Source organism: Pseudomonas sp. NFX98 (assembly GCF_047784845.1).
In the GTDB taxonomy this organism is placed as follows: domain Bacteria; phylum Pseudomonadota; class Gammaproteobacteria; order Pseudomonadales; family Pseudomonadaceae; genus Aquipseudomonas.
Genome location: NZ_JBLNNF010000009.1, coordinates 90,941 through 107,338 on the forward strand (window position 1 = coordinate 90,941; position 16,398 = coordinate 107,338).

14 protein-coding genes are annotated in these 16,398 nt (G+C 60.7%); 4 read left to right on the plus strand and 10 right to left on the minus strand.

What is annotated here, in order from left to right:
- The first annotated feature begins 51 nt into the window (after positions 1–51).
- Positions 52–1,893 carry a sigma-54-dependent Fis family transcriptional regulator gene (locus ACM110_RS13920; RefSeq protein ID WP_416128196.1) on the plus strand — a complete coding sequence of 614 codons (1,842 nt, stop codon included), beginning with the start codon at positions 52–54 and terminating at the stop codon, positions 1,891–1,893.
- Positions 1,894–2,039: 146 nt separating this feature from the next.
- On the opposite strand, the gene cysS is transcribed toward ACM110_RS13920, so the two are convergent.
- The gene (gene cysS / locus ACM110_RS13925) at positions 2,040–3,422 is read right to left on the minus strand and encodes a cysteine--tRNA ligase (RefSeq protein ID WP_416128197.1); all 1,383 of its coding nucleotides are present in this window, start codon (positions 3,420–3,422) and stop codon (positions 2,040–2,042) included.
- Between the two features lie 14 nt (positions 3,423–3,436).
- Positions 3,437–5,134 (minus strand): glutamine--tRNA ligase/YqeY domain fusion protein, encoded by a 1,698-nt coding sequence (locus ACM110_RS13930; RefSeq protein ID WP_416128198.1) that lies wholly within the window; start codon positions 5,132–5,134, stop codon positions 3,437–3,439.
- A gap of 249 nt (positions 5,135–5,383) precedes the next feature.
- On the opposite strand from ACM110_RS13930, the gene ACM110_RS13935 reads away from it, so the two are divergent.
- The gene (locus ACM110_RS13935) at positions 5,384–5,887 is read left to right on the plus strand and encodes a peptidylprolyl isomerase (RefSeq protein WP_150701287.1); all 504 of its coding nucleotides are present in this window, start codon (positions 5,384–5,386) and stop codon (positions 5,885–5,887) included.
- Positions 5,884–6,612 (plus strand): UDP-2,3-diacylglucosamine diphosphatase, encoded by a 729-nt coding sequence (lpxH, locus tag ACM110_RS13940; protein WP_416128199.1) that lies wholly within the window; start codon positions 5,884–5,886, stop codon positions 6,610–6,612. Before ACM110_RS13935 ends, lpxH begins: the two co-directional genes overlap by 4 nt.
- Positions 6,613–6,711: 99 nt before the next feature.
- Here the strand turns inward: lpxH and ACM110_RS13945 are convergent, their stop codons facing one another.
- The 5 genes from ACM110_RS13945 to ACM110_RS13965 form a co-directional block, all read right to left on the minus strand.
- Entirely contained in the window at positions 6,712–8,244 is a 1,533-nt protein-coding gene (locus ACM110_RS13945; RefSeq protein WP_416128200.1) for a DHA2 family efflux MFS transporter permease subunit, read from the minus strand.
- Positions 8,245–8,308: 64 nt separating this feature from the next.
- On the minus strand, positions 8,309–9,511 hold the full coding sequence (locus ACM110_RS13950) for an efflux RND transporter periplasmic adaptor subunit (RefSeq protein WP_338581904.1): 1,203 nt from the start codon (positions 9,509–9,511) through the stop codon (positions 8,309–8,311).
- Between the two features lie 15 nt (positions 9,512–9,526).
- Positions 9,527–10,996: an efflux transporter outer membrane subunit gene (locus ACM110_RS13955; protein WP_416128201.1), complete on the minus strand. Its 1,470-nt coding sequence runs from the start codon at positions 10,994–10,996 to the stop codon at positions 9,527–9,529.
- Complete coding sequence (locus ACM110_RS13960) at positions 10,986–11,468, minus strand: MarR family winged helix-turn-helix transcriptional regulator (protein WP_416128202.1); 483 nt, start codon at positions 11,466–11,468, stop codon at positions 10,986–10,988. The genes ACM110_RS13955 and ACM110_RS13960 overlap by 11 nt, the downstream gene beginning before the upstream one ends.
- Positions 11,469–11,670: 202 nt before the next feature.
- Positions 11,671–12,597, minus strand: coding sequence for a LysR substrate-binding domain-containing protein (locus ACM110_RS13965; protein ID WP_416128203.1), 927 nt, complete (start codon positions 12,595–12,597; stop codon positions 11,671–11,673).
- A gap of 158 nt (positions 12,598–12,755) precedes the next feature.
- Between ACM110_RS13965 and ACM110_RS13970 the strand changes: the two genes are divergently transcribed.
- Positions 12,756–13,211, plus strand: a complete 456-nt coding sequence (locus ACM110_RS13970; protein WP_416128204.1) for a helix-turn-helix domain-containing protein — start codon at positions 12,756–12,758, stop codon at positions 13,209–13,211.
- Between the two features lie 38 nt (positions 13,212–13,249).
- On the opposite strand, the gene ACM110_RS13975 is transcribed toward ACM110_RS13970, so the two are convergent.
- From ACM110_RS13975 to ACM110_RS13985, 3 genes are all read right to left on the minus strand, one after another.
- A complete protein-coding gene (locus ACM110_RS13975) occupies positions 13,250–14,692 on the minus strand; it encodes a catalase (RefSeq protein ID WP_416128205.1) in 1,443 nt (480 codons plus the stop codon).
- A 72-nt stretch (positions 14,693–14,764) separates the two neighbouring features.
- Positions 14,765–15,589 carry an alpha/beta hydrolase gene (locus ACM110_RS13980; RefSeq protein WP_338585970.1) on the minus strand — a complete coding sequence of 275 codons (825 nt, stop codon included), beginning with the start codon at positions 15,587–15,589 and terminating at the stop codon, positions 14,765–14,767.
- Positions 15,590–15,624: 35 nt separating this feature from the next.
- Positions 15,625–16,200 (minus strand): flavodoxin family protein, encoded by a 576-nt coding sequence (locus ACM110_RS13985; RefSeq protein WP_416128206.1) that lies wholly within the window; start codon positions 16,198–16,200, stop codon positions 15,625–15,627.
- Positions 16,201–16,398 lie beyond the last annotated feature (198 nt).

Consider the following 16,398-nt stretch of genomic DNA (forward strand, 5'->3'; position numbering starts at 1 on the left):
GTCGGCGCTATCCCATAAAAACAATAAAAGCTTGTTCAGAGACTGACTGCCATGGCCGCACCCGCCTCGCCGCTGTCCCACGACACCATCATCCAGGACTCCTGGTCCCGTTGCCGCGCGTTCGGTCTTGATCACCAGAGCGCTCCGGCATTCGATCAACTGCCGGAGGAAGGCATCAAGCAATTGCTGGAAAGCCAGCATTCGCTGGTGCAAACCACCCATCAGGAAGTGCTGCCGTACTACGAGAACATCCTCAGCAACTCCAATTGCCTGATCATGCTCGCCGACAATCAGGGCCAGGTGCTGACGTCCTGGGGCACCCAACGTTTCATCGAACCGCGCCTGACCCGTGGTTTCAGCGCTGGCGCCAGTTGGATGGAGCGTTGCAGCGGCACCAACGCCATCGGCACCGCACTAGCCTGCGAGCAGGCGGTGCACATTGAGCACGATGAACACTTTCTCAAGGCCAACCGTTTCATGACCGGTTCCGCCGCACCGATTTTTGATGCCGAGCGCAAGGTCATCGCGGTGCTCGATGTGTCCAGCGACAGCTACCTGCCACCGTCCCACACCCTGGGCATGGTCAAGATGATGAGCCAGACCGTGGAGAACCGGCTGATCCTCAACCTGTTCCATGGCCAGCATTTCCAACTGACGTTCAACACCGGCCTGAACAACCTCGACAGCCAATGGGCCGGGCTGCTGATTTTCGATGAGAGCGGTCAGGTGCTTTCGGCCAATCGCCGCGCGGACAATCTGCTGGGTATTCGCCTGTCGCGAGTCAGTGTCGAAAGCCTGTTCAAGGTTTCGCTGCTGGAACTGCTGAATCAACCTGAAGGCCTGCCCTTCTCTCTTCAGGCTTCCGGGCGCAATCGCTTCCAGTGCCTGTTGAAACGGCCGAAACAGGTTCCGATTCAACCCAGAATCTTCACCGAACCTGCTGTGGCAAACCCGGCACCGGCGACGATCAGCCTCAACACCCTGCATTTCGGTGACAGCCGCGTGGAAAAAGCCGTGCGCCAGGCCGAGCGCTTGCTGGAAAAAGATATTCCGCTGCTGATCCACGGCGAGACCGGCGTCGGCAAGGAAGTCTTCGTCAAGGCCTTGCATCAGGCCAGCTCTCGCAGCAAACAGGCATTCATCGCCGTCAACTGTGCGGCGATCCCCGCTGAACTGGTGGAGTCTGAGCTGTTCGGTTACGAAAAAGGTGCGTTCACCGGCGCCAACCAGAAAGGCAGCATCGGCCTGATCCGCAAGGCTGACAAAGGCACGCTGTTCCTCGATGAAATCGGCGACATGCCGCTACCGACCCAGGCGCGTCTGCTGCGGGTGTTGCAGGAGCGTTGCGTGCAACCGGTGGGCAGCAGCGAGTTGTTCCCGGTGGACATCCGCATCATTTCCGCAACCAACCGTTCGTTGCGCGAGCAGGTGCAGTTGGGGCGTTTCCGCGAAGACTTGTTCTACCGCATTGGCGGCCTGACCCTGGAGCTACCGCCGCTAAGAGAGCGCAGCGATAAAGAAGCGCTGTTCAAGCGTTTGTGGGAACAGCATCGCGAACCGAGCCAATGGGCGGGGCTTAGCCGCGAGGTGCTGGAGCTGTTCAGCCGTCACCCGTGGCCGGGAAATCTGCGCCAGGTCAGCAGCGTGATGCAGGTTGCGCTGGCCATGGCCGAGGAGCAACCGGTACGGCCGGAGCATTTGCCGGATGATTTTTTTGTCGATCTGGAGATGGAGCCGGTGGAAACGCCAGAACCGTTGGCCGTGGACCTGAATGATGTCGAGGATTTGAACCGGCAGTTGCAGGCGGCGGGGGGGAATATTTCGTATCTGGCGCGGCGGTTGGGGGTTAGTCGCAATACCCTCTACAAACGGTTGCGTCAGTCAGAGGGTTAAAGGCCAGATCAAAAGATCGCAGCCTTCGGCAGCTCCTACAGGGTGTACGCCATCCAATTGTAGGAGCTGCCGAAGGCTGCGATCTTTTGATCTTGAAAAACAAAAACCCGCACAAGGCGGGTTTTGTTTTACAGCGGATCAAGCAATCAGTCAGCCAGACGCCAGGTCGTGCCGCCCTTGCCGTCTTCCAGCACCACGCCCATGGCGGTGAGCTGGTCGCGGATGCGGTCGGATTCGGCCCAGTCCTTGTCGGCCCGTGCCGCCAGGCGCGCAGCGATCAGCGCTTCGACTTCAGCTGCATCCACACGCCCTTCGGCACCGGCTTGCAGGAAATCATCGGCTTGAAGCTGCAACACGCCCAATACGCTGGCCAGTTCTTTCAGGCGCGCCGCCAGACCCGCCGCAGCATTGAGATCGCTCTCACGCAGACGGTTGATCTCACGGACCATCTCGAACAGCACCGCGCAAGCTTCCGGCGTACCGAAGTCGTCATTCATCACCGTGGTGAAACGCTCGACGAAGGCTTCGCCGCCAGCCGGCGCCACGTTCGGCAGGCCTTTCAACGCGTGGTAGAAACGCTCCAGAGCGCCTTTGGCGTCCTTGAGGTTGTCTTCCGAGTAGTTGATGGCGCTGCGGTAGTGGCTCGACACCAGCAGGTAACGCACGACTTCCGGGTGGTACTTGTCGAGCACGTCGCGAATGGTGAAGAAGTTGTTCAAGGACTTGGACATCTTCTCGCCATTGATGCGAATCATGCCGCAATGCATCCACGCGTTGGCGTAGGTCTTGCCAGTGGCCGCTTCGCTCTGGGCGATTTCGTTTTCGTGGTGCGGGAACTCAAGGTCGCTGCCGCCGCCATGAATGTCGAAGGTCTCGCCGAGGCAGCAGGTCGACATCACCGAGCACTCGATGTGCCAGCCCGGACGCCCGGCGCCCCACGGCGATTTCCAGCTCGGCTCGCCCGGTTTGGCGGCTTTCCACAGCACGAAGTCCAGCGGGTCCTGTTTGGACTCGTCGACTTCGATGCGTGCGCCGATGCGCAGGTCTTCGATCTTCTTGCGCGACAGCTTGCCGTAGCCCATGAACTTGGCGACGCGGTAGTACACGTCGCCGTTGCCCGGGGCGTAGGCGTAACCCTTGTCGATCAGGGTCTGGATCATCGCGTGCATGCCAGGAATATGGCCGGTGGCACGCGGTTCCATGTCCGGCTTCTTGATGTTCAGGCGCGCTTCATCTTCGTGCATCGCCGCAATCATGCGCTCGGTCAACGCTTCGAACGACTCGCCGTTCTCGTTGGCCCGGTTGATGATCTTGTCGTCGATGTCGGTGATGTTGCGCACGTAGGTCAGGTCGTAACCGCTGAAACGCAACCAGCGCGTCACCAGGTCGAACGCGACCATGCTGCGGCCGTGGCCCAGGTGGCAGTAGTCGTACACGGTCATCCCGCAGACGTACATGCGCACCTTGTTGCCATCCAGCGGCTTGAAGACTTCTTTGCTCTTGGTGAGCGTGTTGTAGATCGTAAGCACGTTAAATCCTTGAATCACTGGCCCCACGAATCACGCAGGGTCACGGTACGGTTGAATACCGGAGCGCCCGGTTTCGAGTCCTTGATATCCGCGACGAAGTAACCTTCGCGCTCGAACTGGAAACGGTCTTCCGGCTGTGCATTGCCCAGCGAGGGTTCAGCACGACAACCGGTGAGTACCTGCAGCGAGTCAGGGTTGATGTTGTCCAGGAAACTGGCGCTGTCTTCGGCCTTCTCAGGGTTGGCCGAACGGAACAGACGGTCGTACAGACGCACTTCGCACTCGACGCTGGCAGCGGCCGGCACCCAATGGATCACGCCTTTGACCTTGCGGCCTTCAGGGTTCTTGCCCAGGGTTTCCGGGTCGTACGAGCAGCGCAGTTCTACGATGTTGCCATCGGCGTCCTTGATCGCTTCGTCGGCGCGGATCACGTAGCTGCCGCGCAGGCGCACTTCACCGGCCGGTTCCAGGCGCTTGTAGCCCTTCGGCGGCTCTTCCATGAAGTCGTCACGGTCGATGTAGATTTCACGGGCAAACGGCAACGCGCGCACGCCCATGTCTTCTTTCGGATGACGCGGCAGCTCGAGGTTCTCGACCTGGCCTTCCGGGTAGTTGGTGATCACGACTTTCAGCGGACGCAGTACGCACATGGCGCGCGGGGCGCTCTGGTCGAGGTCGTCACGGATGCTGAATTCGAGCATGCCGAAGTCCACCACGCCGTCAGAACGGTTGGTGCCGATCATTTCGCAGAAGTTGCGGATCGATTTCGGCGTGTAGCCACGGCGGCGGAAGCCCGACAGCGTGGACATGCGCGGGTCGTCCCAGCCGTTGACGTGCTTTTCATCGACCAGTTGCTTGAGCTTGCGCTTGCTGGTGATGGTGTAGTTCAGGTTCAGGCGGCTGAATTCGTACTGGCGCGGGTTGGCCGGCACCGGCAGGTTGTCCAGGAACCATTCGTACAGCGGACGGTGGCTTTCGAATTCCAGGGTGCAGATCGAATGGGTGATGCCTTCGATGGCGTCCGACTGACCGTGGGTGAAGTCGTAGTTCGGGTAGATGCACCACTTGTCACCGGTCTGGTGGTGATGCGCGTGACGGATGCGATACATGATCGGATCGCGCAGGTTCATGTTCGGCGAAGCCATGTCGATCTTGGCTCGCAGTACACATGCGCCGTCCTTGAACTCGCCGGCCTTCATGCGGGCGAACAGGTCCAGGTTCTCTTCGACGCTGCGGTCGCGGAACGGGCTGTTCTTGCCTGGCTCGGTCAGGCTGCCACGGTATTCCTTGGCTTGCTCAGGGGTCAGGTCGTCGACGTAGGCATTGCCGGATTTGATCAGTTCTACCGCCCAGTCGTGCAACTGGTCGAAATACTGCGAGGCGTAGCGCACTTCACCGGACCATTCGAAGCCCAGCCATTTGACGTCGCTTTCGATCGCGTCGATGTATTCCTGGTCTTCCTTGGCCGGGTTGGTGTCGTCGAAACGCAGGTGCGTGACGCCGCCGAACTCCTGAGCCAGGCCGAAGTTCACGCAGATCGACTTGGCGTGGCCGATGTGCAGGTAGCCGTTGGGTTCAGGCGGGAAACGGGTGACGATCTGCGTGTGCTTGCCCGAGTCCAGGTCTGCCTGGATGATCGGCCGCAGGAAGTTGACCGGCACGGCTGGGCCGGTCTTGGCATTCGAGGTAGGGTCGACAGTGGGCTTGCTCATAGGATCCTTGAACGTACAAGTGCGTGGCCGTAATGAAGGCCGGACAAAACAAAGCCGCTATCATAGCCGATGCCGTCAAGTGCCTGACAGAGCGCACCTGCAAACGGTCGCATTTAATAGACCGTAAATGAAAAACAGCCTCGAAATTCGCGCCTGTCACGCTAAACTGCGCACCTTGGCCGAGACAGGCTGAACCGGTTGCGGGATGGAATGTCCCAAAACCACGAATTCCTCAAAAGAGTAACGATCATGACCCAAGTCAAACTGACTACCAACTTCGGCGACATCGTCCTCGAACTGAACGCCGACAAAGCCCCGATCACCGTGGCCAACTTCGTCGAGTACGTTAAAGCCGGTCACTACGAAAACACCGTTTTCCACCGTGTCATCGGTAACTTCATGATCCAGGGCGGCGGTTTCGAGCCTGGCATGAAAGAAAAGAAAGACAAGCGCCCAAGCATCCAGAACGAAGCTGACAACGGTCTTTCCAACGAGAAATACACCGTCGCCATGGCCCGTACCATGGAGCCGCATTCGGCTTCCGCGCAGTTCTTCATCAACGTGGCTGACAACAGCTTCCTGAACCACAGCGGCAAGAACGTGCAAGGCTGGGGCTACGCAGTATTCGGTAAAGTGACCGCCGGCCAGGACGTTGTCGACAAGATCAAAGGCGTGGCCACCACGTCCAAGTCCGGTCACCAGGACGTACCAGCAGACGACGTGATCATCGAGAAAGCCGAGATCATTGAGTGATATTGCTGATTTCAGATTTACATCTGGAAGAGGAGCGCCCGGACATTACCCGGGCGTTTCTGGATTTGCTCGCCGGACGCGCCCGCTCGGCGAGTGCGTTGTACATTCTGGGCGACTTTTTCGAGGCGTGGATTGGCGACGACGCCATGACGCCCTTCCAGCGTTCCATCTGCCAGGCCCTGCGCGAATTGAGCGACAGCGGCACGGCCATCTTTCTGATGCACGGCAATCGCGACTTCATGCTGGGCAAGGCCTTTTGCAAACAGGCCGGCTGCACCTTGTTGAAGGATCCGAGTGTCGTGCAGTTCAACGGCGAGCCGGTGCTGCTGATGCACGGCGACAGCCTCTGTACCCGCGACGAAGCCTACATGAAGCTGCGTCGCTACCTGCGTAACCCGATCACCCTGTTCATCCTGCGGCATCTGCCGTTGAGCACCCGGCATAAACTGGCGCGCAAGCTGCGCAGCGAAAGCCGCGCGCAAACGAGGATGAAGGCCAACGACATTGTCGATGTCACGCCCTTGGAGATTCCGCGGATCATGCAGCAATACGGCGTGAAGACGCTGATCCATGGGCATACTCATCGACCGGCCATTCACAAGCTGCAACTGGGCGAACAAGCGGCCCGGCGCATTGTGTTGGGGGATTGGGATCGTCAGGGTTGGGCGTTGCAGGTGGATGAAAACGGGTTTGCGTTGGCGCCGTTTGATTTCGCGACACAGTAAAGATCAAAAGATCGCAGCCTTCGGCAGCTCCTACAGGTTGAACAAAAATCCCATGTAGGAGCTGCCGAAGGCTGCGATCTTTTAGCAGGCACAGCTATATCAATGTCCCGCAGACGCCGCAGGCCCGGCCTTCGCCGTAAACGGCGGCTTGGCCAGCCACACGATCAATATCAGCCCGAAGAACATCCAGCCCAGCAGGGTGAAGTAATCCACCGTGGACATGATGTACGCCTGGCTGATCACCATCTGATCCAGCTGCGTATAAGCCTTCGCCCCTGCCCCGCCGAGATGCGTCAACGCTTCACGAGTCGCCGGATCGAACTGGGTGATGCTTTCGGTCAGATAAGCGTGGTGCTGGTCGGCGCGACGGATCCAGATCCAGGTGGTCAACGATGCCGCAAAGCTACCGCCCAAGGTCCGCAGGAACGTCGCCAGGCCCGAGCCATCGGCAATCTGATGCGGTGGCAAGTCCGACAGCAGGATGGTCAGGGTCGGCATGAAGAACAGCGCCACGCCGATGCCCATGAACAGCTGCACCATGGCGATGTGCTGGAAATCCACTTCATTGGTGAAACCGGCGCGCATGAAACAGCTCAGACCGATGGCCAGGAACGCCCCACCCGCCAGCACCCGCATGTCGAATTTCGGTGCGTATTTGCCGACGAAAGGTGACAGCAACACCGGCAGGATTCCCAGCGGCGCCACGGCAAAACCGGCCCAGGTCGCGGTGTAGCCCAGTCGGGTTTGCAACCATTGCGGCAGTATCAGATTGATCCCGAAGAACCCGGCGTAACCCAGAATCAACACGATGGTGCCGTAGCGGAAATTGCGATGGGCGAACAGCCGCAGGTTCACTACCGGGTGCTCGTCGGTCATTTCCCAGATCACGAAGAACGCCAGGGCCACCACGGAAATCACCGAACCGATAATGATGAAACTGGATTCAAACCAATTGGCATCGTTGCCTTTGTCGAGGACGATCTGCAACGCGCCGACGCCGATGATCAAGGCGATCAGGCCGACGTAATCCATCGGCTGGCGGCTGGTGACCACCGGGCGTTTCTTCATCTGCTGGGTCACCACCCATGCGGCGAACACGCCGATCGGCACGTTGATGAAAAAGATCCACGGCCAGCTGTAACTGTCGGTGATCCAGCCGCCCAGAATCGGCCCGGCAATCGGCGCCACCACCGTGACCATCGCCAACAGTGCCAGCGCCATCCCCCGTTTCGCCGGGGGGTAGACCGCAATCAAAAGCGTCTGGGTCATCGGGTACAACGGCCCCGCAACCACGCCTTGCAGGACGCGAAAGCCCACCAGTTCCGGCATGGACGTGGAAATCCCGCACAGGAACGACGCGAGCACGAACAGCAGCGTCGCCCAGATAAACAGCTTCACCTCGCCGAAACGGCGGCTGAGCCAACCGGTCAGCGGCAGTGCGATGGCGTTACTCACCGCGAACGATGTGATCACCCAGGTGCCCTGCTCCGCACTCACGCCGAGATTGCCGGAAATCGTCGGCAACGCCACGTTGGCGATGGTGGTGTCGAGCACTTGCATGAAGGTCGCCAGCGACAGGCCGATGGTGCTGAGCACCAGGCTGGGCGGCGTGAAAGAGGCGTTATTGCTCATCGCGAATCCTTTGACACTCAGGTTGCGCTGCGCCCGTTACAGGCGCAGCCGGCGGATTGGCGAATCAGCGATGCGCGGTCTTGCTGACCGCGGCGCTGTTGTCGTGAATCAATTGCGTGATCATGGCGTCAGCCTCGGCCAACTGGCGGTCGTAGATGCTGGTGCTGAACGACGCCTTCTGCGGCGGTTGTTGCGCAAGCACCGGGCCGCTCTGGTCGTGCAGGTCCACATCGACGATGGTCGACAGGCCAACCCGCAGCGGGTGTTTGGCCAGTTCTTCGGCGTTGACGTGGATCCGCACCGGCACCCGTTGCACGATCTTGATCCAGTTACCGGTGGCGTTCTGCGCCGGCAGCAAGGCAAACGCACTGCCGGTGCCGGCGCCGAGGCTGTCGATGGTGCCGCTGTATTTCACGCTGCTGCCGTAGAGATCGGTTTCGATCTCCACCGGTTGGCCGATGCGCATGTCACGCAACTGGGTTTCCTTGAAGTTGGCGTCGATCCACAGTTGATCCAGCGGAATCACCGCCATCAACGCCTCACCCGGCTGCACCCGTTGGCCGAGCTGCACCGAGCGTTTGGCCACGTAACCGGTTACCGGCGCGATCAAGGTGCTGCGAGAATTGTTCAGGTAGGCCTGACGCAATTGCGCGGCGGCGGCCATGACGTCCGGGTGCGAGGACACCACGGTGTCGTCGACCAGGGCGCTGGTGGTTTTGAGTTTCTGCTGGGCGTTGGCCAGGGCGTTTTGCGCCGAGGTCAGGTCGTCACGGGCGTGGGACAACTCCTCCTGGGAAATCGCCCCGCCGCTGGCAAGGTTTTTCCGGCGGTTGTAGTTGTCCTGGGCTTTCTGCACTTCGGCTTGCTGGGCGTTGACCTGGGCTTTCATGCCGTCGACGTCGCTGTACAAGCCGCGAACCTGACGCACCGTGCGGGCCAGATTGGCCTGGGCGTTTTGCAGGCCGATTTCGGCATCATTGGGGTCGAAATTCACCAGCACCTGGCCTTCGTGGACCAGATCACCATCGTCGGCGCCGATGCTCACCACGGTGCCGGTGACCAGCGGCGTGATTTCCACCACGTTGCCGTTCACATAGGCGTCGTCGGTGCTTTCGCTCCAGCGCCCGTAAAATTCGTGATAGGCCCAGACGCCCACGCCGCTGAGTGCGACGACCACGGCAAGCACCAGCAACATGAACTTGCGCTTGCCCGCGTTGGGATTGGCCGGGGTGTTTTCCGGGGATTGAGTTGTATCGGCAGTGGCCATGACAAGTACCTTGAATTAGTGGGTCAGCGTGGCTGGAGCGGCGTCGGCCGAGGCAATGGCCTCAGGCTGGAAGCCGCCACCCAGCGCCTGTATCAGTTGGATCGACAGGTCGATCTGCTCGGCATTCAGGTTGGCCAGCTGACGCTGGGCCTGAAGCAATTGCTGCTCGATGCTGAGCACGTCCAGGTAGTTGCCGATGCCGGAACCGTACCGTTGGACCACGGTGTTGTATGAATCCTGGGCAATGTCGGTGGCGTGCTGCTGGGCAGCGATTTGCCGACCGATATCACGCAACTGGTTGATGCTGTCACTGACATCGCCCAACGCCTTGACCAGGCTTTTGTTGTACTGCGCCACCGCCAAGTCATAGTCGGCGTCGCGGGAATCGAGGTCGGCGCGCAGGCGGCCACCGTCGAAAATCGGCACGGAAATGGTCGGCGCGACATTGAAGAAACGACTGGCCGAACCGAACATCGCATCGCCCAACAATGATTCGGCACCTGCCGCCGCGCTGAGGTTCAAGTTCGGATAGAACTGCGTTTTACCGGCGTCGATATTCTTGCTCGCCGCCTCGACCCGCCAGCGCGCGGCGACCAGATCCGGACGACGACCGAGCAGCTCGGCCGGCAGCACCGACGGCAACGCCACGGCGCCCGGCTTGAGAATGTTCGGCCGGACGATTTCATTGCCGCGATCGGGGCCTTTGCCGAGCAGCACGGCCAGCGCTATCCTGGCGCTTTGCAGGCGTTTTTCGGCGTCGATCAGGTTGGCTTCGGACGTGGCTTCCAGGCTTTCGGTTTGCTGGAACTGGTACTGGCTGTCGATCCCGGCGCTCAGGCGACGCTGGCTCAAGTCGAGCATTTGTTTGGTGCGATTGAGGTCTTCGGCGGACAGGTCGTGGACGATGTAAGCCTGCCCAAGATCGCTGTAAGCGCGAGCCACGTCGGCGGACAAGGTCAGCTGCGCAGCCTTTTGATCGACTTCCGCAGCACGGGCTTCGCCCAATGCGGCTTCCCAGGCGTCACGCTGACCGCCCCAGAGATCGAAGTTGTAATTGAAACTGGCACCGATGCTGCGCACGGTGGCGTAGTTGTCGCCCTGCCCCAGAGGGTCCTGATCCTTGGCCAGACGCGAACGGCTGACACCGGCGCTGGCATCGAGGGTCGGCATCCGCGCGGCATCGGCGGCGTACGCGGCGGCGCTGGCCTGATGGGCACGGGCATCGGCGATCTGCATGTCGGGGCTGTCGTGCAGGGCTTCGCGGATCAGGCCGTCGAGCTGCGGATCGCCGAGGTTTTTCCACCAGTCGCTTTTCGGCCATGCCGCCGGCGACAACGTCACGCCGCTGAGGGATTGCCCGGCCTTGAGGTTTTTCGCATCGAGGCTGACGCCTTCGGTGGTCAGGCCGCTGTAGCTGGCGCAACCGGCCAGGCTCATGGCCAACAGCACCAGGCTCAAACCGGTGCGCAGGGTTTTACTGTTCATTGTTGCCACCCAGACGCAGCACGGTGATCGAGTCACCGGCTGCCAGCAGAATTTTCTTGAGGATCAGCTCCAGGGTCTTCAACTCGTCCGGAGTGATGGCGCCGGCCAGTTCATTCATGGCTTCGGCACCGATGTGCGGCAGGCGGTCAGCCAGTTTTTGCCCCTCTTGCGTGAGCACAAGCTGCACCTGCCGGCGATCTGCCTCGGAGCGCTGGCGAGCGAGGAAGCCTTTCTGTTCCAGACGATCGAGCATGCGCGTCATCGAACCGCTGTCCAGCGACAGGTGCCGACACAGCTCGCCCGGCGAATCGACGCCGTACTGGGCCATGATGATCAGCACCTTGAACTGCGCGGCGGTGATGCCGTGCGGTTCCATGTGCGTATCGAGGATGCGGTCCTTGAGCAGCGCAGCGCGCCCGAGCAGGAGACCGAGATGGCAATTGTGGAAATCGTCTGGCGTGAAATGTTTCATCTGAACACCAATTAGCTGCCTAGGCAGTGAATGTATGTCGAGATGTTACTGCCTAGGCAGCCAATGTCAACGTAATAGTTAGGAAGCTTTGTAATTAGTTGACCGGCGGTGTCGGTTTTTGTTTGCGTTCACGGAATGATTTGAACGCAAGGCTGCGCAAGCTCGAGTGGCGACGGAGGGAATCGGGAACACTCAGGCAGAGTCAGGCAGGCTCAGGAATCTCCAGCGACACCGACATGAACTGACTGATGCGCGAGCGCAACCAGCGCTCCGCCGGATCATTGTCGTGCACCCCGCTCCAGGCCATCGACAACTGCGCCGCCTCAATCTCGAACGGCGGATCTTCAGCGCGCAAGCCACACCCTTCCACCAATGCACACGCCGCATAATCCGGCACCGTGGCAATCATCTCGGTCCCGGCGAGCAATGCGCGCAAGCCGCTGAACTGCGGCACGCCGAGCACCACGCGGCGGCGACGCCCGACCTTGGCGAGGTCCAGGTCGATGTTGCCGCTCAGATCACCGGAAAACGACACCATCGCATGCGGTCGTTCACAGTATTCGTCCAGCGTCAGCGGCCCCGGCCGGGTGTCGCCACGCAACACTTTGCACGGAATGTCGCGCAGCTTCTTGCGCTTGGCATTCGCCGGCAAATCGGTGGTGTAGCTCACGCCCACGGAGATCTCCCCGGACGCCAGCAACGCCGGCATCAGCAGGTAGTTGGCGCGACGCACCACCACCACGATCCCCGGCGCTTCTTCCTGCAATTGGCGCAACAACGGCGGAAACAAACCGAACTCGGCATCGTCCGACAGACCGATGCGAAACACATCGCAGCTGGTGGTCGGATCGAATTCCTTGGCCCGGCTGACCGCCCCGGAAATCACGTCCATCGCCGGTTGCAGCTCCCTGAGAATCGCCAGCGCCCGGGCCGTAGGCTCCATGGCGCGGCCATTGCGCAACAGCAACGGATCATCAAACAGATCGCGTAACCGGCCGAGGGCAGCACTCACCGCCGGCTGGCCCATGAACAGTTTTTCCGCGACGCGGGTCAGGTTCTTTTCGAACATCAGCGCCTCGAAAATCACCAGCAGATTCATGTCGACGCGGCGCAGATCGTTTCGGTTCATAGGCACGGGTTCCTTGTGTATTGAGCCAGGCGCGAGGCTGACGATTGTGTCTGACTTTACTCAAGACTGCCCGCACCCACCATGGAATTAACAACGTTTAACTCGCATGCCAGAGCCTTCGGATTCAAGAATGAAGCCTACCGACACGGACATTTGCCATGGCTCATTTCCAGCAAAACGCCGCCCGCGCGACAGTCACCGAAGCGCCAAAAAAAAGCGCCGGCGGCCTCAGCCCCCAGCGCGAACGGTTGGTGAAACAACTGATCCTCGAACGCCTCGGCGACAGCCTGGAGGTGACCGAACTGGCCCAGGCTTGCGCCCTCTCCCGCAGCCATTTCTCCCGCGCCTTCAAATCCAGCACCGGCCTCTCGCCTCAGGAGTGGATTCGCCAGCAACGCATCGCCCGCGCCAAGCTGTTGATCCAGCACACGGACCACAGCCTCACGCAAATCAGCCTGGAGTGCGGCTTCTGTGATCAGGCGCACTTCTGCCACATGTTTACCCGCAGCGAGGGCATTAATCCGTTTGCCTGGCGGTGCCGGGTCATGCGGGACGTAAAAAGCAAAAGATCGCAGCCTGCGGCAGCTCCTACAAGGCAATACGTACACCCGTAGGAGCTGCCGCAGGCTGCGATCTTTTGATCTTACAGTCCTCAGCCCAACGGCATCAGCCGCTCCAGCGCTTCGGCCACCCCGCGCCCATAAGCCGGGTCAGCCTTGGTGCAGTTGTCGATATGCCGCTGGCGGATCAATTGCGGTACGCCGTTCATGGCCCGTGCGGTGTTCTCGAACAACAACTGCTGGCGCGCCGGGTCCAGCAAACGGAACAGGTTGCCGGGTTGTTCGTAGTGGTCCTCTTCCAGCCGATGGTCGTAGTGCTGGGCAAAGCCTTCCAGCGGCAACGGCGGTTCGGACAACTCCTTGGAATCCTCCCATTCGCCGACGCTGTTCGGGAAGTAACTGGCCGTGCCACCGAGGTTGCCGTCTGTGCGCATGGCGCCGTCGCGGTGATAGCTGTGGTGCGGACAGCGCGGGGCGTTGACCGGGATGTGATTGAAGTTCACCCCGAGGCGATAGCGCTGGGCATCACCATAGGAAAACAGCCGCGCCTGGAGCATGCGGTCCGGCGAGAAGCTGACACCGGGCACCACGTTGGCCGGGGAAAACGCCGCTTGTTCGATTTCGGCGAAGTGGTTCTCGGCGTTGCGATTGAGTTCCATGGTGCCGACTTCGATCAGCGGGAACTCGCCATGCGGCCAGACCTTGGTCAAGTCGAACGGGTTGTGCCGATAGGTGTTGGCCTGTGCTTCTTCCATCACCTGGATGCACAGTTTCCATTGCGGGAAATGCCCGTGTTCGATGCTCTCGTACAAATCCCGCAGATTGCTTTCACGGTCCTTGCCGACCACCACCGCCGCCTCGGCATCCGACAGGTTTTCGATGCCTTGCTGGCAGACGAAATGAAACTTCACCCACACCCGCTGGTTGTCGCGGTCGATCAGGCTGAAGGTATGACTGCCGAAGCCGTGCATGTGGCGGAAGCTGGTGGGAATTCCGCGATCGCTCATGACGATGGTCACCTGATGCAGCGCCTCGGGCAGCAGGGTCCAGAAGTCCCAGTTGCTGGTGGCGTTGCGCAGGCCGGTGCGCGGGTCGCGCTTGACCACGTGGTTGAGGTCGGAAAAACGCAGCGGGTCACGGAAGAAAAACACCGGGGTGTTGTTGCCGACGATGTCCCAGTTGCCTTCGTCGGTGTAGAACTTCACCGCGAAACCACGGATGTCGCGCTCGGCGTCAGCGGCGCCACGTTCACCGGCCACCGAGGAAAAACGCACGAACAGCGGGGTCTGCTTGCCCACTGAGCTGAAAATGTCGGCTTTTGTGTATCGAGTAATGTCATTGGTCACCGTGAAGGTGCCATAGGCGCCCGATCCCTTGGCGTGCATGCGGCGTTCGGGGATCAATTCACGGTCGAAATGCGCGAGTTTTTCCAGCAACCAGATGTCTTGCAACAGCGCCGGACCGCGCGGGCCCGCGGTCTGGATGTTGAGGTTGTCGGCCACCGGGGCGCCGGTGGCGTTGGTCAGCTTCTTCATGGTCAGGTTCTCGACGGTTACAGCTCATCAGGAGCGAAAACCGGCGCGGATCTACGCCCGCGCCGAGGCGCATCAACCCTTGAGGAACGCCAGTAGATCGGCGTTGAGCTGATCCTTGTGGGTATCAGTCAAGCCATGGGGCGCACCGGGGTAGACCTTCAGCGTAGAACCTTTCACCAATCCTGCCGAAGCGATGCCCGCCGCTTCATATGGCACCACTTGATCGGCGTCGCCATGGACCACCAGCGTGGGGATGTCGAACTTTTTCAGGTCTTCCGTGAAGTCGGTTTCCGAGAACGCCTTGATGCAGTCATAAGCGTTCTTGTGGCCGGCCATCATGCCTTGCATCCAGAACCAGTCGATCATGCCCTGGGACGGTTTGGCACCCGGTTTGTTGAAGCCGAAGAACGGACCGCTGGCGAGGTCGATGTACAACTGCGAGCGGTCTACCAGCGATGCCTGGCGAATGCCGTCGAATACTTCGACAGGCAGGCCGCCGGGGTTGGCTGCGGTCTTGAGCATCAGCGGCGGCACTGCGGAAATCAGCCCGACCTTGGCCACACGGCTGGTGCCGTGACGACCGATGTAACGCGCCACTTCGCCGCCACCGGTGGAGAAACCGAACAGCACGGCGTCTTGCAGATCGAGCCGTTCGATCAACTGCGCCAGATCGTCGGCGTAATGGTCCATGTCGTTGCCCGACCACGGCTGGCTGGAACGACCATGGCCGCGACGGTCGTGGGCGATGACCCGGTAACCCTGGTCGGCGAGGAAGATCATCTGCGATTCCCAACTGTCGGCATTCAGCGGCCAGCCGTGACTGAAGACGATCGGCTGACCGGTGCCCCAGTCCTTGTAGTAAATCTCGGTGCCATCGCGGGTGGTGAACGTGCTCATGGGACGTGCTCCTTAACGTGGGGGTTGGGGGTGAATCAATCGGCTGTGCGGCGCATTCGCTCGGCCAGTCGCGCGACCCGCTCGCCCAGGTGCGCAGCGGTGCAGCGGTCCTCAAAGGGCGGGGCGAAATCGGGAGACTGCTCGACGTTGGACTGGGCCATGGCGCCCAGCGAGCTGCCGAGCCGGTTCATTTGCCCGTCGAACAGCCCGGTGGCTGAGCGTGCCGGCAGCACGTCGAGCCCGACCCAGATCATCGAATGCTGAGCGGCGAACACCGCCATCTGCTGCAAGGTGTTGAGCTTGTCGCCGCACAGGCAGCCGGAATTGGTGAAGCCGGCGGCCAGTTTGTCGCGCCACGGTTGCGCCAGGTAGAAGGACGCCGTCGCTTCCATGAATGCCTTGAAGGCGGCCGAGGCACTGCCCATGTAGGTCGGCGCACCGAAAATGATCGCGTCAGCGTGGTGCAGGTGGTCCCAGTGTTCGTCGACATCCTCGACCGCAATCAGCCGGCAGATGCTGCCGGGGTGTCGTTGCACACCCTGGGCCACGGCTTCGGCCAAGACCCGGGTGTGCCCGTAGCCACTGTGATAGATCACCACCACGTTGCTCATCCCGGTGTCCTTGCGATGGGTTAAACCTGCTGTAGGAGCAGAGTTTTGGGCCTGGACCGGACGCACGACGAGTTAAACGTTGTTAATTTTCCCTGACGCACCAAAAGCCCTTCCCGTCCCTTTTCCGACGCCGCGCCCAACAAATACGCAACCCACCGACTATGCTGGGAAACCGGCAGTCGCAGCGAACACCCGGCA